This window comes from Paraburkholderia phytofirmans PsJN (genome assembly GCF_000020125.1).
GTDB classification, from domain to species: domain Bacteria; phylum Pseudomonadota; class Gammaproteobacteria; order Burkholderiales; family Burkholderiaceae; genus Paraburkholderia; species Paraburkholderia phytofirmans.
The window spans coordinates 627,427-648,087 of the sequence record NC_010676.1 but is presented as its reverse complement, the minus strand read 5'-3'; the positions used below and the strand labels follow the sequence as shown (position 1 = coordinate 648,087).

Here is a 20,661-nt window from a genome sequence, read left to right as displayed (position 1 = left end):
CGCCGTCACTGCCGCTCGAATACACAATGAAAAAGGGAAGCAAGGCCGCCGAGCCTGATACCAACGGCATCCCGTCCGACAGTCCGCGTACCGACGCCCGGCGCAAGTACGATCCCGAACAGACGAAGCGCAACATCCTCGACGTCGCGACCCAGGAGTTCTCCGCGATGGGACTGACGGGCGCGCGCGTCGACGCGATCGCGGAGCGCACGAACACCACCAAGCGCATGCTGTACTACTACTTCGGCAGCAAGGAAGGGTTGTACCAGGCGGTGCTGGAAAAGGTGTATGGAGACATTCGCGCGCTAGAACAGGATCTGCACGTCAGCGAACTCGATCCGATCGAGGGCATGCGTGCGCTCGTCGAGTTTACGTTCGACTATCACGACCGTCAGCGCGATTTCGTACGGCTCGTCACCATCGAAAATATTCACGGCGCCAAGTACGTCGAGCAGGTCAAGACGTTCAAAGGCCGCAACGTCACCGTGATTCATACGATCGAGGATCTGCTCTCGCGCGGCATCGCGGCTGGACAGTTCCGCAGCGATATCGATCCGATCGATCTGCACTTGCTGATCAGTTCGCTGTGCTTTCACCGTGTGGGTAATCGCCATACGTTCGGGACGGCGTTCGGCCGCGATCCGTCGCATCCGCGTTTGCGGGCGCGGCATCGCGCCATGATCGTCGATGCCGTGCTGCGGTTCGTGCGCAAGGACGATTGAGGAAAGCGGGCCTCAAGTAAAAACGGGACGCGCCGCGTCCCGTTTTTTTCGTCTGGCTTCAGGCAGCCGCTTAATCCACCAGCACGATCCGCTTGATATCGCCGACGATGAAGATGTACGACAGTGCCCCGATTAGCGCGATCGCGCCGATGAACACCAGCGCGCCGACGAACGAACCGGTTGCCGCGACGATGAAGCCCACCACCAGCGGCGTCACGATACCGGCCAAGTTCGCCGCGAAGTTGAAGATGCCGCCGGTCACGCCGAGCAGACCATCCGGCGCGATGTCCGACACCAGCGTCCAGCCCAGCGCGGCCATGCCTTGCGCGAAAAACGCCACCGACAGGATCGCGATCACCGCCACGTTGCTCTCCACATAGTTGGCGAGAATGATGGTCGACGCGAGCAGCAGGCCGGCAATGATCGGCAGCTTGCGCGCCACGTTCGGCGACTTGCCGCGGCGCAGCAGCCAATCGGAAAAGAAGCCGCCGAACATCACGCCGATCGAGGCGGCAATGAACGGCATGATCGCGAAGAAGCCGATCTTCAGCCAGGCCATATGGCGTTCGGTGGCGAGATACGTCGGGAACCAGGTGAGGAAGAACACGAGCGTCGAGTTGCCGGCGAACTGGCCGAGGCAAATGCCCGTCAGTTGACGATGCTTGAGCAGGCGTCCGATGGTGCGCCATTCGAAGCCGCCGCTTTTTGCCGATGCCGCGTCCGCGCCGCCCGCCGAATCGGCATCCTTCTTTCGATGCGTGAGACCGCCGCCCGCTTCGATATAGTCGAGCTCCGCCTGATTCGCCGACGGATGATCACGCGGTTCGCGATAGAACATCCACCAGATCCCGCCGAACACGATGCCCACGCCGCCCACCACGTAGAACAGCGAGCGCCAGCCGAACGCGCCCATCAGCATGAACAGAAACGGGCTGAAAAAAGCGAGGCCGATGTATTCGCCGACCGTGTACGTGCCGGTCGCCATCGCGCGTTCGCTTTGCGGGAACCACGTGGCGACCACGCGGCTATTGGTCGGAAAGCACGGCGCTTCGGAAACGCCCAGGCCGAGGCGGAACGCGAACAGCGCGCCGATCCCGTGCACCAGCCCTTGCGCCAGCGTGCACAGCGACCACAAGGTCATCGACAGGAAATACGTGAGCTTGCTGCCGAAGCGGTCGAGAAACAGGCCGCCCGGAATTTGCGAGGCTACATAGCTCCACGAAAACACGGAGAACAGCAGCCCCATCAACGCGGCGTTGATGCCGAGCTCCTTGGTCAATTGCGGCGCGGCGATGCCGAGCACCGTGCGGTCTAAATAATTGATCATCGTCCCGACCGCGAGCAGCGCCAGAATCTGATAACGCGCTTTGGAGCGGCGCGCGGTGCTCGCCGTCACACCTTGCGGCGTGGCGGCGTCGGCGGAACTGGATTGAATCGGTTGCTGCATGGGTTTCTTGTCTCCTCGATCTTCTCGTTACCGGTCGGCACGCTGCCGGTTAGCGTTGCAACAACGACTGAAAGTGGGTGTAGACGCGCTCGGCGTCCGGTTCGAGACCGGTGAAAATGCGCATGGCGTCGACCGCCTGATACACCGCCATGCCGCCACCGCTCAGCGTGCGGCAGCCGAGCGCTTCGGCCGCCTGCAGCAACGCGGTGCGAATCGGAAAATAGACGATGTCCGCGACCCACAGATCGCGGTGCAGCAATTCGACCGGCAACGGCAAGCCGGGCAATTTCGCCATGCCGGTGGGCGTAGCGTGAATCAGGCCATTGGCGGCTGCGAGCGATTCGGCGAGCGAACTGCCGGCGCCGACGGCGGCGGCGGGAAAACGCTTCTGCAATTCGTCGGCGAGCGACGCGGCGCGCGTGGCGTCCACGTCGAAAAGCGTCAGCGATTTCGCGCCCATGTTCAGAGCGGCGTGCGCGACTGCTGCGCCGGCCCCGCCCGCGCCGAGTTGCACGACACGTTCCAGCGACACGTCCGGCAAGCCGCGCTGGAACGCACGCGCGAAACCGGACCAGTCGGTGTTGTGGCCGATGCGTCTGCCATCTTTGAACAGCACCGTGTTGACGGCGCCGAGTGCGCGCGCGTCGTCGGAAAGCTCGTCGAGCAGCGGAATCACGGCCTGCTTGCACGGGTACGTGATGTTCAGACCGTTGAAGCCCATGCGTTCGGCGGCCATCAACAGATCGGGCAGCGCGGCGACGTCGAGTTTCAGCGCTTCCAGGTCGATACGGCGGTACACATAGTGCAAACCGAGCTTGCTGCCCTCTTCCTCGTGCATGGCCGGCGTCAGCGATCCGCCGATACCCGCGCCGATCAGGCCGACCAGATAGGAATGCGGCGTTGCCTGTGAGTTCGTTTGTGCGTTCGTTTGTGCGTTCGGTTGTGTGTTCGCTTGTACGTTCATTTCGCCGCCCTATTCTTAAGAATGGTCGCCATCCGCTCCAAAGCCAGTACATAGCCTTGCGTGCCGCAACCGATGATGATCGCGTCCGCCACCGCCGACACGTACGAGTGATGACGGAACGCCTCGCGACGATGCACGTTTGAAATATGCACCTCGACGACCGGCTTTTCGATCGCGGTAAGCGCATCGGCGATGGCCACCGACGTATGCGTGTAAGCCGCCGGATTGATCACGATGCCGTCGACCTTGGTGCGCGCCGCGTGCAGCCAGTCGATCAGTTGATGCTCGGCGTTCGACTGACAGAAGTTGATCGACAGATCCAGGCGCTCCGCCGCATCGCGGCAAAGCTTCGCGACGTCGTCGAGCGTTTCCGAGCCGTAGATGGCGGGCTCGCGCGTGCCGAGCAGATTGAGATTCGGTCCGTTGAGGACCAGTACTGACGCAAAACTCATGACAACCACTCCAGCTAGATAGGGCAAGAAGCCAGCCACGGCAATCGCCGTGGTATCGCAACGTGAGCGAAGTGTGCGCGCATTGGACGTCGCCGTCATTCGGGGTTTCTACGAATTTGTACCATCTAGTTAGTTTGTATAAACTGGCGAGAATTTCGGTTAGTGTGGGAGAGTGCGGCTTGCGTCTTGCTGACGTGTGTAACGAACTCGTCCATTTTCCGCACTGCAGCATGCCCGTCACCGGACTGGCGAGCGTCGCGCGCCGGCCGTTGCGCACCTTATTCAACAGCCGTTTGAGTGTTTTTGCAGGAGCCGTTCATGCAACGTTCGATTGCCACCGTGTCGATCAGCGGAACCCTCGTCGAGAAGCTGACCGCGATCCAGGCGGCGGGCTTCGAAGGCGTCGAGATTTTCGAAAACGATTTGCTGTATTTCGACGGCTCGCCCGCCGACGTGCGGCGCATCGCTGAAGATCTCGGGCTGAAAATCATGCTGTTTCAGCCTTTCCGCGATTTCGACGGTGTCAGCCCGGAGCGTCTCGAGCGCAATCTCGACCGCGCGAAGCGCAAGTTCGACGTCATGCATGAACTGGGCACGGACCGCATTCTGGTGTGCAGCAACGTTTCGCCCGACACCATCGGCGACGACGCATTGATGACCGACCAGCTCGGCGCGCTGGCGCGCGCGGCGGAGGCGGCCGGCGTGATCGCGGGCTATGAAGCGCTCGCGTGGGGCAAGCACGTCAAGACCTACCGGCACGCGTGGAAGCTCGTGAATACGGTGAATCACCCGAATCTCGGGCTCGTGCTCGACAGCTTCCACACGCTGTCGCTGAACGACACGCCGGACGCGATCGCCGACATTCCGGGCGGCCGCATCGCCTTCGTGCAGATCGCCGACGCGCCGAAGCTCGCCATGGACGTGCTCGAATGGAGCCGCCATTACCGCTGCTTCCCCGGCCAGGGCGATTTCGATCTGGCCAATTTCACGGCGCAGGTCGTGAAAACCGGCTACAGCGGGCCGCTTTCGCTGGAAATTTTCAACGACGGTTTTCGCGCCGCGCCGACCACCATCACGGCCGCCGATGGTCATCGCTCGCTCCTGTTTCTCGAGGAGCAGACCCGCGCGCTGCTCGAAAGCACGCAGCAGCCGGTCGGCGACCTGTATCGCTCGCCTGCGGCGCCCGCGCACGTCGGCTACCAGTTTCTGGAGTTCGCGGTCGACCACAGCACGCGGGCGCAACTCGTCGACTGGCTCGGCAAACTGCGCTTTCGCGAGGCGGGCCGGCATCGCTCGAAGGAAGTCACGCTGTATCAGCACGGCGCGGCCTCGATCGTGCTGAACGCCGAGCCGGATTCGTTCGCTAACGCGTTCTTCCAGCAGCATGGCTTGTCGCTGTGCGCGTCGGCGTTTCGCGTGGACGATGCCAATCAGGCGTTCGAACGCGCCGCCGGCTTCGGCTACGCGCCGTTTTCCGGGCAGATCGGCCCGAACGAGCGCGTGCTGCCCGCCGTGCAGGCACCGGACAGCAGCCTGAACTATTTCGTCGACGAAACGCCGGATCAGCCCACCTTGTTCGAGGCCGATTTCGTCCTCACCGACATCAACGGCCCGAGCGAAGTGGGGCCGCTCAGCCGCATCGACCATGTGTGCCTGTCGGTGCCGGCGAATTCGCTGGATACTTGGGTGCTGTTTCTGCGCACGGCTTTAGGCTTCCAGGCCGAGCCTGGCGTGCTGGTGCCCGATCCGTACGGCCTCGTGCGCAGCCGCGCGCTGCGCAGTCACGACGGTTCGGTGCGGATCGTGCTGAATGCCTCCGTGGACCATCACACGGCGGTGGCCGAGGCGTTGCATACGTATCATGGCTCGGGCCTGAACCACGTCGCCTTCAGCACCAGTGACATTTTTAGCGCGATTCCCGAGTTCGTCGCCGACGGCTTGCCGGTCCTGCGCATCCCGCGCAATTACTACGAGGATCTGGCCGCCCGCTACGCGTTGCCGGACGGGACGCTGGAGGCGCTGCGCGCCAATAACATCCTGTACGACCGCGACGAGCGCGGCGGCGAGTTTTTCCATGCTTACACGGAGCAGCTCGACCAGCGCTTTTTTATGGAGATCGTCGAGCGGCGCGGCGGTTATGACGGTTATGGCGCGGCTAATGCTGCCGTGCGGCTCGCCGCGCAGGCGCAGCGGCGCAAGTAGGGCTTTGGCGGTTTGGCGAGCAACTTTAGTCGGCGACTCCGGCCAGGCGGGCACGGCATGTGCGGCATCGGCAGGGGTAGCCGCGCCGCACCGATATAATGGCGCCTGATTTCACGGCCGATGCTACGCGGTTGTGTCAGAAGCGGCGCCGTGTGTGCCTTTGTCGGCCGAATGTAACGTCAGGAGAGATATGAAGAAGTTTGCCGTAGTCCTGTCAATTCCCCTGCTCCTCAGCGCTTGCGCGTACTTCCAGAAGAATCCGGATGCCGGCGAGCCCGTTACGGACACCACCACGCAACGCTCCGTCAACGACGTGGTCTCGTGCCTCACGCAATTGGCCACCAGCCACGACGCCGCGTTCAAATCCACGGCGATCCCGCAAGGCCAGATGCTCGACTTCGGCGATTCGAATATCGTCAAGGTGCGCAGCGACAACGGCGCGACGACTTACCGTTTCTACGCGGGCAAGCGCCACGTGAGCAATCTGTGGATCGAGTCCGCGGGCAAAACCTGCGCCCCGTAAAGGTTTGCGGGAGGATAGAAAGCGTAAGTGTGACAATCGGTAACATGGTTCGATGCAATCTTCATGTCATGGTGTTACAGGACAATGGAGTCTTAAGAATCGTTTAAGACTTCGTCCGCATCATCCATCCGACACGAAACCGCACAAGGTGCGAACCATGAACCAGCCCGATCACAACACGAACGACACCCCGGCGCCGGCCAAGCGGCCTACCATTTTGCGCCGCCTGCTGAGCCACCACGAGTTGGCGACGCTGCTGCTGTTGCTGCACGCGCCGATCGACGCATTTGCCAAACCCGAGATTCCGCAGCTTCACGAAGCCGGATTGGTTGAAACCGTGTCCAGCGACGCAGGCGGTTCGCGTATCCGTCTGACGCCCGAGGGCAACGCCGTACTGCGCGGCCTCGGCATAAAGTAATGCACGCCTTGGTTCGAGCGCGAAAGCGAGTGAAGCACGCGCGCGTAAGGCTCAGACCGCTCAACCTGGCAGAGCATGGGCCCGACTCACGCTGACAAGCGCCGCGACCGGCTCACGAGCATCACGCCTGCCACACACCGTACCCCGCTTCACGCAGTCCAATCGCCAATTCCACTTCCATATCCTGTGCGCCGCGGTAAGGCATGGGATTGAACACCTCGTACAGTTCGGGCACAAGGCGCAAGCCGTAATCGCGTACATAGCGATTGGCCTGAATGCCGGCCTTATGCCGGTCGAAGCGCAGATCCGGGTCCAGTCCCGTCATTCCCACGTACACACAAGGTTTGTCGAACCGGTAGTCCGGATTCGCGCGGCGAAAACGCGCCTCGTTCCAGACCTTGTCGTCGAGCGCGATGACGTAGACGTAGTAATGGTGCTTGCGACGAGCCATGTGCTGCGGTTCAACTCCGCGAAGTGCCGTGCAGCAGCATGCGGTACTCGGTCGGAGTAATGCCGACGGTCGCCTTGAATTGGCGTGTGAACGCGCTGTGGTCGGTGTAGCCGCACAGCGCGGCGACGTCGGTGACCTTGTCGTGCGACACCAGCAGCGCCGTGGCGGCGTCCAGACGGGTTTTCAGCAACACCTGGCGCGGCGTCAGATGAAAAACCTTGTGGAAGTAGCGCTCCAGTTGCGCGACCGACATATTCGCCATGGCCGCGAGTTGCTTCAGATTCAAAGGCTGAACGTAATTTTCCTGAATGGACTGCACGACCGCGGCGAGGCGGCTGTAGGCGGGATGGCTGCTTTCGTCCGCTTTCAGATCGCGGGAAATACCGGCGAGACCCACCACTTTGCCGGCAGGATCGCGCAGCGGCTGCTTGCAGGTCAGACACCAGCCCGGCTGACGGCCGGGATACAGATGCAGTTCCAGCTGGTCGATCATCTGGTTGCCGACGCTGATGATCGCCTTGTCCTGCGCCGTGTAGATGCGTCCGAAGCGGCGCGGGAACACGTCCTCGGCGGTGCGGCCGAGCAGCGCGGATTTTTCCTTGAAGCCGCAGCGCGACGCGAGCGTGCGGTTGACCAGCGCGTAGCGCGCCTCGGCGTCCTTGACGAAGAACACGACGTCCGGCATCGCGTCGAAGACAGGCTCGAGCAGCCTGAAGTGCGACAGCATGCCGGATAGCGTTGCGTCGTCTGGTTCGAGCGGATGAGCCAGCGTGTTCATCGTGCGGGTTCCGTTGGTCGGGGACGTTGGTCGGGGGCGTTAGTGGGGGCGGCTTGGGGGAGTGTTTGGTTGTGTGGTCTAGGGCTTCGGGCTTCGGGCTTCGGGCTTCGGGCTTCGGGCTTCGGGCTTCGGGCTTCGGGCTTCGGGCTTCGGGCTTCGGGTTGCGGGTTGCGGGTTGCTGAAGGCTGGTGGCCGCCGGTTGCGCACTTGCCGATTGCCTGGTTGCTCTACTGCTCGGTTGCCGGTTGCCGACTGCTCCGTCGCCGACCGACGCCAGGTGCAAAGAGCCCGGCGCTCGGCCCCATGCGCCCGACACGTGCGGTCGATTATAGGGCCGCGCCGCCACCGACAATATCCGCCCGAAGCGTGGATGCATGGACGCACCGCGCGCGGCTCATTCAACCGGCGGCGGCTCCGCAACCAACGCCATCAACGTACCGATTTGCGCCGGACTGAACGGCGGACGCGGCGCGGCGGCCTGCCACCCAAAGTACACGCTGGCCGCCGTGCCGCAGATTCTTCCCTGGCAGGCGCCCATGCCGCAACGCGTATGCAGCTTGGCCTCGCGCCAGTCGTTGAAAGCACGTACATCGCCGATGCTCACGTCCTCGCAGCGGCACAGCAGCGTGCTATCCGCGGGAGGTGTACGCGCCGCATCCTGCAATGCAAACGCCGTATCGACGCGGCGCGCGAACCGGCGCCAGCGCGCACGGTGCGCGTCGAGGGCGGCATGGTCCGCGCCAGCGCCGCTTGCAGCAAGACCCGCGATCTCGCCTTCCACACCGGCCAGCTCCGCGCCGCCGACACCGGTGCATTCGCCCGCCGCAAACACGCTTTCGACCGACGTACGCTGCTTGCCGTCGACGACAATCTCGCCCGCTTCGCCGATCGCGCAGCCGAGCGCCTGGGCCAGCGTGATGTTCGGCACGAGTCCATAGCCGCAAGCCACGCGATCGCAATCCAACGTCACTCGCCTGCCCTCGCGGCCACACCTGACGGTAACGCGCTCGACGCGGCCCTCGCCCTGCGCCTCTTCGACGACGCTGCCAGTCCAGTAGCGCAAGCCCGCGAAACCACGCGTCATGCCGACTGCTTGCCGCAACTTGGCAGGCGCCGCCAGCAGGGAAACGCCGAAACGCGCGACGTAGAACGCCGAAGCCTGCTCCACCACCGCCGCCACGCGTGCGCCGGCCGCGCGCGCCGTAGCGAGCGCCGCAATCAACAAAGGACCGCTGCCGGCAATCACGATCCGCTCGCCACGCACCGGCATGCCGCCCTTGATGAGCGCCTGCAACGCGCCCGCGCCGGTCACGCCGGGCAAGGTCCAGCCGGCGAATGGCAGGAGCCGCTCACGTGCGCCGGTCGCGAGAATCAGGCGCTCGTAGGTGACGCACGCGCCGCCGAATTCCGTCGATTCGAGCAGCAGGCCGCGACGACTCAACGGCGCGACGACGCGTGTCGACGGCCAGTGTGTGATCGCGTTTTGCTCACCGATCGCCGTCAGAAAACTGCGCAGTTGCGCCTGCGGCGCGTGGCCCGGACCCTGACGCCAGATCTGGCCGCCCGCGCGCGGATTGTCGTCGACGAGCGCAACCGTCGCGCCCGCGCGCGCGGCGGCGGAGGCGGCGTTCAAACCAGCGGGACCAGCGCCGACGATGACGATGTCGAAGTGCTGTTTCATCGAATGCCCGCTCCTTGGTTCGACTTGGCCAGGCCGGCGCCCATGGCAACGATATCCGGGCGTCGTTTCATCGGGCGAGCGTCCGTTGGTCCCAAGTTCGCCAAGCCGGCGCCGAGGGCGACATGATCTGAGCGCACTGTCATCGAGGGTCCACCGCTTCATTCGACTGGTCCAGACAGGCTTCCGCGACCACAATATCCAAGTGCAACCTAATTGCGCACCCGCCGTGTCCTGAGTACGAACGACCTGCCCTTCCCGGCACAAAGTCTGACACGCCAGCGCATGCGCCCGGCCGTCGATCGTCACGCGGCATTCCTGACACACGCCCATGCCGCATAGCGCGGCGCGAGGTTGACCGCTTACCGACATTCGCGTGCTGCGAACGCCCGCTAACACGAGCGCCGCGGCCACGGTCGTGCCGGCATCGACATCGATACGGTGGCCATTGATCGTCACGCTCACAGGCGTCGCGACTCCCACGCTATTCATGAATCACCTTTTGGGCAAAACGAACCGGCAAATAAGGATCGAGAGGAATCGCCGTGCCACTCTGCACGATTTGCGCGGCAAGCAGCTTCGCGGTCGCAAGCGAGGTCGTCACGCCCAGCCCCTCGTGTCCAACGGCGAGCCACACACCTGGCGCGAAATCGCCGGCCGGACCGATCAGCGGCAGGCCGTCCGGCGATGCCGCGCGAAACCCGGTCCACGCGCGAATGCCATGGAGCGTGGGCAGCACCGGCAGATAGCACGCGGCTCGCTGCAGCATCTGCGCGAGCACGGGCAGGTCGACGGCGGGATCGGTGCTGTCGAACTGGCGCGATGAGCCGATCAGCAATTGTCCCGTGGGCCGCGGCTGCGCATTGAACGCCACCGAGGTGCCGGCCGCATGATGCGCGCTCTTGATGTAGCCAAGTTCGAGCAGTTGATGCCGGATCAGGCCGGGATAGCGATCCGTGATCAGCAGGTGGCCTTTCTTCGGCTGCAAAGGCAGCGACGCCACCAGTTGCTGCGCACCCACACCATTCGCCACGATTACGTGCGCCGCGCCGATGCGTTCGCCGCTCGTCAGCGTGACGCCGCCCGCATTGACCGACGCCACCGCGGCCCCCAAACGCAAATGGATATTCGCCGCGCTCGGCGATCGTGTCAGCAGCCACTCGGCGACGGTCGGCGCATACACGATGCTGTCGTGCTCGATCCGCAAACCGCCCGCCATCGATGCCGCCAGCGCCGGCTCGCAAGCCCGCAGCGCGGGCGCGTCGAGCAATTGCGCGGCGATTCCCTGAGCCTCGAACGCGGCATGCGTCGCGCGCGCGGCCTGCCACTCTTCTTCGTCGGCGGCGACCCAGAGCGTGCCGCAGCGCGCGAACGCGTCGCGCGGACGCAGTTGCGGTGCAAGCTCCAGCCACAAGTCTCGTGAATAGCGGCTCAGCGCGAATTCCGCCGGCGAGTCGTTCATCACGACGATGTGGCCCATGCCCGCCGCCGTCGCGCCGCCGCCGATACCCTGCGCGTCGAGCACCTCGACCCGCATGCCGAGCGCGGCCAGTTCCGCCGCGCACGCCGCGCCGACAATGCCTGCCCCGACGATCAACGCGTCCGCCGTCATGCCGCGGGGATGCCCCACGCGAACGGATCGCGCTCGTCGAAGCAAAGGCGCGCTTCTGCCGTGATGTACGCGTGACCGGTGATGGTGGGAATCACGTGGACGCCATCGCCGGCGTGGCGATAGCTCGCCTCGAACACGCTGCCGATAATGCTTTCCTGTCGCCAGACCGCGCCTTCGGCCAGTTTGCCGTCGGCAGCAAGGCACGCCACCTTGGCGCTCGTGCCGGTGCCGCACGGCGAGCGATCGTACGCACTGCCGGGACAGAGCACGAAGCTGCGGCTGTCGAGGCCATCGCGCGAACCCGGTCCGAAGAGTTCGATGTGGTCGATCAACGCACCGTCCGCGCCGGTGATGTGTTGCGCGATCAGCGCATCGCGAATCGCGCCGCTGAACGTGGTCAATTCGCCGATCCGCGACGCTTCCAGCACGCGCCCGTGATCCGCGACGAGAAAGAACCAGTTGCCGCCCCAGCCGATGTCGCCGGTTAGCACGCCGTGACCCGGCACGTCCACTTGCACCGACCGGCGATACCGGTACGCGGGCACGTTGCGCACGGCAACGCTGCCGTCGTCGTTCAGCGTCGCCTCGACAATGCCGACCGGCGTCTCGATCCGATGCCGTCCCGCCCCGATCCGTCCCAGGTGCGCCAGCGAGACGACGAGCCCGATCGTGCCGTGCCCGCACATGCCGAGATAGCCGACGTTGTTGAAAAAGATCACGCCGGCCGCGCACGTCGGGTCGTCCGGCTCGCAGAGCAGCGCGCCCACCACCACGTCCGAGCCGCGCGGTTCAGTGACGATGCCCGCGCGCCAGTCGTCGAACTGCGTGCGGAACACGTCGAGCCGTTGCGCCAGCGTGCCGCCGCCGAGATCCGGGCCGCCCGACACCACGAGGCGGGTCGGTTCACCGCCGGTGTGCGAGTCGATGATATCCAAGGTTTTCATGATGCCCATGGTAGAAACGGCGGGCGTGCGAGTCTTGGTGTGCTTACGCGTGGATTGTGACGATTTCGGCATAGTCATGCGGTGACGCGACCGCCTTGCACGCTCCTGTCGCCCCCAGTCCGGGCCAGCGTGCAAGACGCACAACGAGCGTGACCCGGAGCGCATGCCGTCATGCTGTTCACGCGCACTTGGCGCCACCTCGCCCTTCATCCTGAAATAACCCATGCACCTTGATCGCAGGACCCAACGGGCAGAGCCGCTATGCTGAAATCGTCATCCGCCACGCGCGATTCACGCAAGACGGCAGGATTTTCCCTGCTTACACTGCGCTGAACACATCAACACTCAGGAGAGCAGTCGTGGCGCATATCTGGGAAGGCGTATTGCCCGCAGTCACCACCAAATTCAACGCGGATTTCAGCATAGATCGCGCGTGGACCGGCAAGAATATCGAGGCGCAGATCGACGCCGGCGTGGACGGCATCATCGTGTGCGGATCGCTGGGCGAAGCGTCGACGCTCTCGCTGGATGAAAAGCTGCAAGTGCTCGACATCGCCGTCGAGGCTTCGCGCGGCCGCGTGCCGGTCCTGCTGACGATCGCCGAAAACAGCACGCTCGACGCCTGCCGTCAGGCCGAGGCCGGCAGCCGTCACGGCGCGGCCGGTTACATGGTGCTGCCGGGGCTGCGTTACCTGTCGGACCGTCGCGAGACGCTGCATCATTTCCGCAGCGTCGCCGACGCGAGCGCGCTCCCGCTGATGATCTACAACAATCCGCTCGCCTACGGCGTCGACATGACGCCCGACATGTTCGCGGAAATCGCCGACGAGAAGAAGATCGTCGCGATCAAGGAATCATGCGGCGACGTTCGGCGCGTGACCGACCTGATCAACGTGGTCGGCGACCGTTTCGCCATTCTCTGCGGCGTCGACAATCTCGCGATGGAGGCGATCCTGATGGGCGCGCATGGCTGGGTGGCCGGTCTCGTATGCGCGTTTCCGCGTGAGACGGTGGCGATCTACAAGTTGCTCAAAGCGGGACGCATCGAGGAGGCGCGGGCGATCTACCGCTGGTTCGCGCCGCTGCTCGCGCTCGACGTGTCGGCGAAGCTGGTGCAGAACATCAAGCTTGCCGAAGCGATTGTCGGACTCGGCACCGAACCGGTTCGGCCACCGCGTCTGCCGCTGGCTGGCGACGAACGCAAGGCCGTCGAAGCATTGATTCGCAAGTCGCTCGAAACGCGGCCCGCGCTGCCGCAGATTTGATCCGGCGCGGCGGGTTGGCGTCAGGCCGCCTGCTTCTCGGCGTCGATCTGCGCATTGATAACGGCGGCTTCACCCTGACGCAGATGCAGCAGCCGGTAGCCGCTTTTATAAACCGGTTGCAGCCGGAATTCGTTTTGCGGCTCGATCTCGAGCAGGAGGCGCAGCCGCGAAACGTGGCTGTCGATGGTGCGGGTGAATTCGCGGAACTCGCGACCCCACACCATCGCGAAGATATGGTCGCGCGACAGCACGCGGCCGATGTTGGAGAAGAACAGCGACGCCAGCCGGTACTGCGTGCCGGATAGCTGAACCGGCTGGCCGCGCAGCATGACGAGTTGACGGTGCGTGTCGAAATGGTAGGGGCCGACATCGAAACTGGCGGAGCTGAACCGGTCTGGATAGGCCCGCCGCAGCAGTGCCGCGACCCGCTCGCGAAACTCGGCTGCGCGCAGCGGCAACGCGACATAGTCGTCCGCGCCGGCAACGAACGCGCGCACGATGTTTTCCTCGGCCGTGTCCGCCGATGCGAACATGACCGGCAGACGGTCGCCGCCCACCGCGCGCGCCGCGCGCAACACCTCGGCGCCGGAGAGGCGCAGGCCCTGCCAGTCGAGCACCAGCAGATCGACCGTGGAACGCGCGAGCGCTCTCGACATGCTCAGGCCGTCGTCATAGGTCGAGCAGGAATGGCCAGCGCTCGTCAGGACCTTTTCGATCGACTGACGCATGACCAGGTCACGCTGAAGAATGGCAATACGCATGGGATGACTCGTAAGATAGCTCGGACGCGATTCTCAGAGGCGGCCCCATTCCATCCCATAGGAGCAATCCTAATTTACATATGAATCGATCCGGCCGGACAACGCCGCTCCGCATTCCTACATTCGCTAGCGACAAGTCCTGAGAGCAGCGTTGTCGCGATTGCCGTCGAAAAAGCGCATTCCCGGGAACTTTTCCCAGTCTAATTAAGCACTTCCCGAAGCAATCGGCTTTCATCCGGTAAAATCCCGCTTGGCCTCAATCGTCATCGCGCTTGCCCTACCCGGGCCGGCGCGCCGGTGTCCCGTGCTCTACCCAGCGCTTGCCACACTTCTCGCTCGACGACCGCCGTATTTCCACGCGCTACGTGTGGTTCCCAATTCAAAACACGACAAAAGCAATGCAAGCGACAAATCTGGGTGGAGCGCAGGCTGTCACCCCACGCCCTCTTGGGCGCAGCGATTACAAAACGCTCGGACTCGCCGCCCTCGGCGGGGCGCTGGAGTTTTACGACTTCATCATCTTCGTATTTTTCGCGCCGGCGATCGGCCAGCTATTCTTTCCGGCCGCAATGCCCGACTGGCTGCGTCAGGTGCAGACCTTCGGCATCTTCGCGGCGGGCTATCTGGCGCGGCCGCTGGGCGGCATCATCATGGCGCATTTCGGCGACCTGTTCGGCCGCAAGCGCATGTTCACGCTGAGCGTGCTGCTCATGTCGGTGCCCACGCTGATGATGGGCCTGCTGCCCACTTACACCAGCATCGGCGTGCTGGCGCCGGTCCTGTTGCTGCTGTTTCGTGTGATGCAAGGCGCGGCGGTCGGCGGTGAAGTTCCGGGCGCGTGGGTGTTCGTCTCGGAGCACGTGCCGCAGCGGCACATCGGCTATGCATGCGGCACGCTGACGGCCGGCCTCACGGCAGGCATTCTGCTCGGCTCGCTGATCGCCTCGGCGGTGAACCGCAACTTCGCGCCGGCGGAAATCTCCGCCTACGCGTGGCGCATTCCGTTCCTGGTGGGTGGCGTGTTCGGCATGTTTTCGGTGTATCTGCGCCGCTGGCTGCATGAAACGCCGGTGTTCGCCGAACTCAAGCAGCGCAAGGCGATCGCCGCCGAAGTGCCGCTCAAGGCCGTGCTGCGCGACCACGGCCGCGCCGTGATCGTCTCGATGCTGCTCACGTGGATGCTCTCCGCCGCGATCGTCGTGGTGATCCTGATGACGCCGACGCTGCTGCAAAAGCAATTCCACATCGCGCCGGCCACGGCGCTGCTGGCGAACTGCGTGGCGACGCTGTGCCTGACGATCGGCTGTGTGATGGCGGGTTCGATTGCCGGCCGCATCGGCGCGGGGCGCACGATTTTCATCGGCGGCGTGGCGCTGGCGGTGACGTACTACGTGATGTTCCAGCAACTCGCCGTCGACACCTCCGCGCTCGTGCCGCTGTATGCGGTGGCGGGTCTGTTCGTCGGAGTGATCGGCGCGATTCCGTTCGTGATGGTCAAGGCGTTCCCGCCCGTGGTGCGTTTTTCGGGCATCTCGTTCTCGTACAACGTGGCATACGCCGTGTTCGGCGGCCTCACGCCGATCGCCGTGTCGCTGATGATGAAGTCGAACCCGATGGCCGCGCCGATGTATGTCGGCGCGATCTGCATTCTCGGGGCATTGACCACGCTGTTCATCAAGGACGCGCCGCAGAAGCACTGATCGGCTGCTTGCGCTTTGCAACGACGGCGTGCCGCAAACGGTGCGCCGTTTTTGTTTTGCATCGTCGGGCTCGACGGCTTGCGCTTGACAGCGTGACATCCACACTTCACGCCGCTCCGAAACATGGTGCGCTGCATCGAGCCTACGATGTATCGCATGAACTCCTCAAATTCCCCCCATTCGTCCGCACTCGGCCGTGTTCTCGCCACAGTCAGTGTCGGCTTCGTCGTCACGCAACTCGACGTAACCATCGTCAACATCGCGCTGCCGAAAATCGGCGCGGATCTGCATGCGAATGTCGCCGGCCTGCAGTGGGTCGTCGACGCCTACACGCTCGCGTTCGCCGTGCTGATGCTGTCCGCCGGTGCGCTCGGCGACCGCTTCGGCGCGCGGCGGCTGTATGCGGGCGGCATCGTGCTATTTGCGCTCGCGTCGCTCGCCTGCGGCCTCGCGCTCGACTCGGCCATGCTGGTAGCGGCGCGCGCGGTGCAAGGCGTCGGCGCCGCCGCCATGCTGCCGAACTCGCTGGCGCTCCTCAATCAATCGTACGGACACGAACCCAAACTGCGGGCGCGCGCGGTCGGACTGTGGACCGCCGCGGGCGCGATCGCGATCGCCGCGGGGCCGGTGGTCGGCGGCCTGCTGATCGCGGCGTTCGGCTGGCGCAGCATCTTTCTCGTCAATCTGCCGATTTGCGCCGCCGGCTTCCTGGCGACCTTGCTGTGGGTGCCACGGCCCGAAGCCGCGACGTGTCGAAAGCCGTTGTCGCCCGCAACTGCCGCCTCCGACACGAAGCCGCGCGGCATTGACCTGGGCGGCCAGTGTCTTGCCGTCGTCGCGCTGACCGCGTTCGTCGCTGCCGTGATCGAATGGCGGCCACTAGGTCTCGGCCACCCGCTCGTGGCCGGCGGCTTCGTGCTCGCGCTGATCGCGGCGAGCGCCTTTGTCCTCGTGGAATCGCGCGTCGCGGCGCCGATGCTGCCGCTCTCGCTCTTCAGCAAGCGCTCCTTCAGCGTGGCGGTGCTGTTCGGTATCTGTGTGAATCTGACGTACTACGGCATGGTGTTCGTGCTGAGCCTGTATTTGCAGCGCGTGCGCGGCTATACGCCGTTGCAGGCGGGCCTTGCATTCCTGCCGCTGACAGGCGGCTTTTTGCTGTCGAATGTGGCGAGCGGCTGGGTGGTCGGCCGCTTCGGCGTGCGGGTGCCGATGATTGCCGGCGCGATCACCGCCGGGCTCGGCTATGGCCTGCTGCATTTCGTCGATGCCGGCACGCCGCTTATCGGCCTCCTGCTGCCGTTTCTGCTGATTCCGTCGGGCATGGGTCTGGCGGTTCCGGCGATGACCACCGCCGTGCTCGCCTCGACGGACGCGCCACGCGCCGGTACCGCATCCGCCGTGCTGAATACGGCGCGGCAGGCAGGCGGCGCGATCGGCGTGGCGGCTTTCGGCGCGTTGGCGAGCGGCGCGGCTGCGGCGCAGATCGTGGCGGGCATGCGGGCGTCGACCGCCGTGTCGGTCGGCTTGCTGGCGATCGGCGGCGTGCTGAGCTGTTTCGTGCATCCGCAGCCGCAGTCGCCGGACGCCGCGCATCGTCATGCAGGTCGCGAACGGGTCGGCGAATTGCGCTGAGGGTGTCCCACGTCAGGATCGTGTGCACAAAAAAACGACCCCCGCGATGCTTGCGCATGGCGGGGGTCGTTACCGTTGGTTCGACGGCAAATGGCTAGTTCGCCACGCCGCCTCCCGGTTTACAGCGACGCTTCCTGAATGGTGCCGGTGTCGATGGCGCGCTCGATCAGCCCTTCGTTTTGCGCTTTGGCGATGGCGTCGGCGATCAGTTTTTCCGGTTCCTCGATCTCGGCCTTGATCGTGCTGATGAATCCGGACGCATCCAGAACCACCAGGGTCTTCGCCGAATCAGCCAGGCTGATGATCACCCGATGCGGCGTGGGCCCCTCACCAAGACTCGCACACAACTGCGTGGCCTTGCCGCCAATGATTTGCTCAAAACTTTGAATCATTATTTGCTCCCTTGGTTACGGCCAGAATCGAAAGCGACTCGCACAGACTACCTCAAGCGCCGCGTCAAAGCCCTAGTCCGCCGCGCGGCGCTCGCGCACCGTCGATGCTGATACGGCCCGCGCCCGTCACGAACAGCAGCAGGAAACCGCCGGCAATGCCGATGTTCTTCCAGAAATGGATCACCATGTCGCGCTGCAAGGCGGCGTCGGTGACATTCCAGAAATCGTGGCCCAGCACCGCGGTCGCCACCGTGTACACCGCCATGATCAGAGCGAGCGGCCGCACCTTGAAGCCGACGATCAGCAACAGGCCGCCGAGCGCCTCGACCGCGGTTGCGATCGGTGCGGCGATCTGCACGAACGGCACGCCCTTCGAATGCAGGTAGCCGACAAAGCCCGCGTAGCCCAGCAGTTTCATCACACCGCCCCACAGAAACAGCACCGCAAGCGCAATACGGGCGATGAGGATAACGCTGGAATCGACGGGACGCGACATGAGGCACTCCAGTAAATGAATAAGCAGCAGACCCGGCTAGCAGCCCGCAGTTCCCCACTTTGCACCGGACAACCGGGCGTTTGCCCGCCTTTTCCTAGCACGAACCAGGATGAAAGGCGCGCAACTCGCGGCACGCCGCGGATGGAATAACCATCCGTGCGGCCCGCCCGGTAGCGGCCACGCCGAGCGCCGACGGCGGAATCGCCGCCATGCTTATACTTGAGGATACGTTGCGACTTCGATCAGATTGCCGTCAGGATCGCGGCAATACACCGAGGTCATCTTGCCGCGCGCGCCGTCGCGCTCCACCGGACCGGCCTCGATTTCGACGCCTTGCGCCAGCCAATGTGCCTTGACCTCGGCCGGGCTCGTGGTCGTGACGAAGCACAGATCGGCGCTGCCAGGCACCGGCTCGCGGCCGGTGAACCACGCGACGGTGTCGGCGGTTACGGGACGCAGATTGATCTTCTGATTGCCGTAGAACATCGCCACCCGCGTGCCGGTGCGCGACTCGAACTCGGCGCGCCGCATGCCGAGCATACGTGCGTACCACGCCGCGCTGACTTCCACGTCGGCGACGTTCAGAACGAGATGATCGAGCGTGTCTATCGAAAAGGTCATGGTTTTCGTCACCGTGATGGAGGGCGATGCGCCGCGACGGATCGGCTCGACCCGCCGTCAGCGGCCAGACGAAAAATTAGCACGTGCGCGAGATCCGCGTAAGGCGGCCGGCGCGTCGCGCTCATGGCTTCGCGCCGCAATAAAGTTGGCGAAGGTTACGACTGAGGTGCATCCGGCGCGAGCAGAACGCCCTTGGTGAAGACGAAGCAACCATAGCCGCGCTCTTCACCGGTCGCGATCACGCAATACGCTTTGCGCGCCCGTTCATAAAACGCAAACCGTTCGATCGACGCGAACGGCACGTCGCGCCCCTCCGCGGCGTTGATCTCGACCTGCGCCTCGCGCTGCACAGCCGGCATGGTGTGCGGCTCGCCCACCACTTCCATGCGCGACGCGGGATGCTCGATGAACGTGTCCAGCGGCATCACCGACAGCACCGCGCGAATCGCGCGCGGCGCGCTCACGCCGTCGAGGCGGAGCACTTTGCCCAGCACGCTCTCGCGCGCTACCGAATCGCCAGGGAAATTGGCGTCGCAGATGACGAGTTCGTCGCCATGGCCCATCGCGCGCAGCGCATGCAGGATGTCGGCATTCAGCAGCGGGTCCAGATTCTTCAGCACGGTGTCTCCTTGTGGTCCGGTTGGCGGTTGACCGCCGAGGTTTGGACGTGGGTTATCGGTTCGCGCGAAGCGGGCGGTCACGCGAACCGACCGGCTCATGCCCGCGCTCGGGTCGGGCCGAAGCAGCGGGCGCCCGGCTCGGCGAACGCGTGTCCGCGCGACGAATCGCATTACAGCGGACGATTGTAGCAAGCAACGTCGCGGGCATTCGTCGAGAGCGGCGCGAGGCGGCTGCACGTCGCGCTGCTGGAGCGGGTGGTCGGGCGAACGCGCCGCATGGCCGGCACGGTCACGGCTTCACCGCACTGCCAGCGCAACCAGCCGACCGCCGCCAGCAGCACGAGACCCGCGCCGCTCAACACCGGCTCGCGCCAGCCCAGCAGCGCGATGAACATGAACGCGCGCGCTCCGGCGAGCAGCGCGAACCCGGCCACCACGCTAGACAGCGAGTCGAGTGCGCCCGACAGGCGCGCCAACGTGATGGCCGATTGAGGAGCCGTGGCGGCAGCGGGCTCGTGCATGATCGTCTCCGTACAAAAAGTTTTTGGTCAGACGCCGTCGGGCACCTGGTCGAGGAAGCCCGTGACGGCCTGCAAGCGTCCATGCGGATCGATCACACCGAAGTCGGATCCCTTCACGATCGCGTCGCCCGCAGGCGTGGTCAGCTCCCACGAGAAACGCAGCCGGTCGGCGAAGCCGTCGACCTGGCCAGTACGGCGAAACGTGTGATGCGGGAAGCGCTCGTGCACCGCGCGGATCATCGCGTCGATGCCGGCGTGGCCCGCGCCCGCCAGCAGCGGGTCGCGATAGTCGGCGTCGGCGCTCCATGTCGCGGCGATCAACTCGCGACGGCGCGCGCCATCGGTTTCGTTCCATGCGTCGAAATAACGGTCGATCAGATCGGTATGCGCGTTCATCTCCAGACTCCTTGATTGGCAGGACTGAGCACTACGCTCGGCACACTCGTTGTATGCGGCGGGCTC

At 64.6% G+C, this 20,661-nt stretch carries 22 protein-coding genes and 1 pseudogene; 7 read left to right on the top strand and 16 right to left on the bottom strand.

Going from position 1 to position 20,661, the window contains the following annotated elements; genetic code table 11:
- The first annotated feature begins 26 nt into the window (after positions 1-26).
- A complete protein-coding gene (locus BPHYT_RS22695) occupies positions 27-722 on the top strand; it encodes a TetR family transcriptional regulator (RefSeq protein ID WP_012426458.1) in 696 nt (231 codons plus the stop codon).
- 70 nt (positions 723-792) lie between these two features.
- On the opposite strand, the gene BPHYT_RS22690 is transcribed toward BPHYT_RS22695, so the two are convergent.
- From BPHYT_RS22690 to aroQ, 3 genes are read right to left on the bottom strand one after another with little or no spacing between them, the layout of a single operon-like run.
- Positions 793-2,169 carry an MFS transporter gene (locus BPHYT_RS22690; protein WP_012426457.1) on the bottom strand — a complete coding sequence of 459 codons (1,377 nt, stop codon included), beginning with the start codon at positions 2,167-2,169 and terminating at the stop codon, positions 793-795.
- 49 nt (positions 2,170-2,218) lie between these two features.
- On the bottom strand, positions 2,219-3,133 hold the full coding sequence (locus tag BPHYT_RS22685) for a shikimate dehydrogenase (protein WP_012426456.1): 915 nt from the start codon (positions 3,131-3,133) through the stop codon (positions 2,219-2,221).
- The gene (aroQ, locus tag BPHYT_RS22680; RefSeq protein WP_012426455.1) at positions 3,130-3,585 is read right to left on the bottom strand and encodes a type II 3-dehydroquinate dehydratase; all 456 of its coding nucleotides are present in this window, start codon (positions 3,583-3,585) and stop codon (positions 3,130-3,132) included. Before aroQ ends, BPHYT_RS22685 begins: the two co-directional genes overlap by 4 nt.
- Before the next feature lie 318 nt (positions 3,586-3,903).
- Here aroQ and BPHYT_RS22675 point away from each other — a divergent pair, with 318 nt between their 5' ends.
- The 3 genes from BPHYT_RS22675 (at position 3,904) to BPHYT_RS22665 (ending at position 6,728) form a co-directional block, all read left to right on the top strand.
- Entirely contained in the window at positions 3,904-5,787 is a 1,884-nt protein-coding gene (locus tag BPHYT_RS22675) for a bifunctional sugar phosphate isomerase/epimerase/4-hydroxyphenylpyruvate dioxygenase family protein (protein WP_012426454.1), read from the top strand.
- Between the two features lie 190 nt (positions 5,788-5,977).
- Entirely contained in the window at positions 5,978-6,310 is a 333-nt protein-coding gene (locus tag BPHYT_RS22670) for a YdgH/BhsA/McbA family protein (protein ID WP_012426453.1), read from the top strand.
- A 157-nt stretch (positions 6,311-6,467) separates the two neighbouring features.
- Positions 6,468-6,728 (top strand): hypothetical protein, encoded by a 261-nt coding sequence (locus BPHYT_RS22665; protein ID WP_012426452.1) that lies wholly within the window; start codon positions 6,468-6,470, stop codon positions 6,726-6,728.
- Between the two features lie 121 nt (positions 6,729-6,849).
- Here BPHYT_RS22665 and BPHYT_RS22660 read toward each other — a convergent pair whose 3' ends face one another.
- The 6 genes and pseudogenes from BPHYT_RS22660 to BPHYT_RS22640 all read right to left on the bottom strand — a co-directional run bounded on the left by BPHYT_RS22660 (position 6,850) and on the right by BPHYT_RS22640 (position 12,200).
- A complete protein-coding gene (locus BPHYT_RS22660) occupies positions 6,850-7,179 on the bottom strand; it encodes a hypothetical protein (protein ID WP_012426451.1) in 330 nt (109 codons plus the stop codon).
- A gap of 10 nt (positions 7,180-7,189) precedes the next feature.
- Positions 7,190-7,957, bottom strand: a complete 768-nt coding sequence (locus tag BPHYT_RS22655; RefSeq protein WP_012426450.1) for an AraC family transcriptional regulator — start codon at positions 7,955-7,957, stop codon at positions 7,190-7,192.
- A 394-nt stretch (positions 7,958-8,351) separates the two neighbouring features.
- Complete coding sequence (locus BPHYT_RS22650) at positions 8,352-9,638, bottom strand: FAD-dependent oxidoreductase (protein WP_041759104.1); 1,287 nt, start codon at positions 9,636-9,638, stop codon at positions 8,352-8,354.
- A 240-nt stretch (positions 9,639-9,878) separates the two neighbouring features.
- Positions 9,879-10,127, bottom strand: a pseudogene (locus tag BPHYT_RS39700) ((2Fe-2S)-binding protein); the annotation flags it as partial.
- Positions 10,120-11,247 carry an NAD(P)/FAD-dependent oxidoreductase gene (locus tag BPHYT_RS22645; RefSeq protein ID WP_012426448.1) on the bottom strand — a complete coding sequence of 376 codons (1,128 nt, stop codon included), beginning with the start codon at positions 11,245-11,247 and terminating at the stop codon, positions 10,120-10,122. The gene BPHYT_RS22645 and the pseudogene BPHYT_RS39700, both read right to left, overlap by 8 nt.
- Positions 11,244-12,200 (bottom strand): 4-hydroxyproline epimerase, encoded by a 957-nt coding sequence (locus tag BPHYT_RS22640; protein WP_041759103.1) that lies wholly within the window; start codon positions 12,198-12,200, stop codon positions 11,244-11,246. The genes BPHYT_RS22645 and BPHYT_RS22640 overlap by 4 nt, the downstream gene beginning before the upstream one ends.
- A gap of 350 nt (positions 12,201-12,550) precedes the next feature.
- On the opposite strand from BPHYT_RS22640, the gene BPHYT_RS22635 reads away from it, so the two are divergent.
- The gene (locus BPHYT_RS22635; protein WP_012426446.1) at positions 12,551-13,456 is read left to right on the top strand and encodes a dihydrodipicolinate synthase family protein; all 906 of its coding nucleotides are present in this window, start codon (positions 12,551-12,553) and stop codon (positions 13,454-13,456) included.
- Positions 13,457-13,476: 20 nt separating this feature from the next.
- Here BPHYT_RS22635 and BPHYT_RS22630 read toward each other — a convergent pair whose 3' ends face one another.
- A complete protein-coding gene (locus BPHYT_RS22630) occupies positions 13,477-14,217 on the bottom strand; it encodes a response regulator transcription factor (protein WP_012426445.1) in 741 nt (246 codons plus the stop codon).
- Positions 14,218-14,615: 398 nt separating this feature from the next.
- On the opposite strand from BPHYT_RS22630, the gene BPHYT_RS22625 reads away from it, so the two are divergent.
- Together BPHYT_RS22625 and BPHYT_RS22620 are read left to right on the top strand one after the other, a co-directional pair.
- On the top strand, positions 14,616-15,917 hold the full coding sequence (locus BPHYT_RS22625; protein ID WP_012426444.1) for an MFS transporter: 1,302 nt from the start codon (positions 14,616-14,618) through the stop codon (positions 15,915-15,917).
- A 147-nt stretch (positions 15,918-16,064) separates the two neighbouring features.
- Complete coding sequence (locus tag BPHYT_RS22620) at positions 16,065-17,549, top strand: MFS transporter (RefSeq protein ID WP_012426443.1); 1,485 nt, start codon at positions 16,065-16,067, stop codon at positions 17,547-17,549.
- Between the two features lie 119 nt (positions 17,550-17,668).
- Here the strand turns inward: BPHYT_RS22620 and BPHYT_RS22615 are convergent, their stop codons facing one another.
- The 6 genes from BPHYT_RS22615 to BPHYT_RS22590 form a co-directional block, all read right to left on the bottom strand.
- Positions 17,669-17,941, bottom strand: a complete 273-nt coding sequence (locus tag BPHYT_RS22615) for a hypothetical protein (RefSeq protein ID WP_012426442.1) — start codon at positions 17,939-17,941, stop codon at positions 17,669-17,671.
- A gap of 64 nt (positions 17,942-18,005) precedes the next feature.
- Positions 18,006-18,437, bottom strand: coding sequence for a DoxX family protein (locus BPHYT_RS22610; RefSeq protein WP_012426441.1), 432 nt, complete (start codon positions 18,435-18,437; stop codon positions 18,006-18,008).
- A gap of 213 nt (positions 18,438-18,650) precedes the next feature.
- Entirely contained in the window at positions 18,651-19,058 is a 408-nt protein-coding gene (locus BPHYT_RS22605) for a VOC family protein (protein WP_012426440.1), read from the bottom strand.
- Positions 19,059-19,213: 155 nt separating this feature from the next.
- Positions 19,214-19,678 (bottom strand): RbsD/FucU family protein, encoded by a 465-nt coding sequence (locus BPHYT_RS22600; RefSeq protein WP_012426439.1) that lies wholly within the window; start codon positions 19,676-19,678, stop codon positions 19,214-19,216.
- 170 nt (positions 19,679-19,848) lie between these two features.
- Positions 19,849-20,199 (bottom strand): hypothetical protein, encoded by a 351-nt coding sequence (locus BPHYT_RS39200; RefSeq protein ID WP_012426438.1) that lies wholly within the window; start codon positions 20,197-20,199, stop codon positions 19,849-19,851.
- A 27-nt stretch (positions 20,200-20,226) separates the two neighbouring features.
- A complete protein-coding gene (locus tag BPHYT_RS22590; protein ID WP_012426437.1) occupies positions 20,227-20,595 on the bottom strand; it encodes a nuclear transport factor 2 family protein in 369 nt (122 codons plus the stop codon).
- Positions 20,596-20,661: the final 66 nt, after the last annotated feature.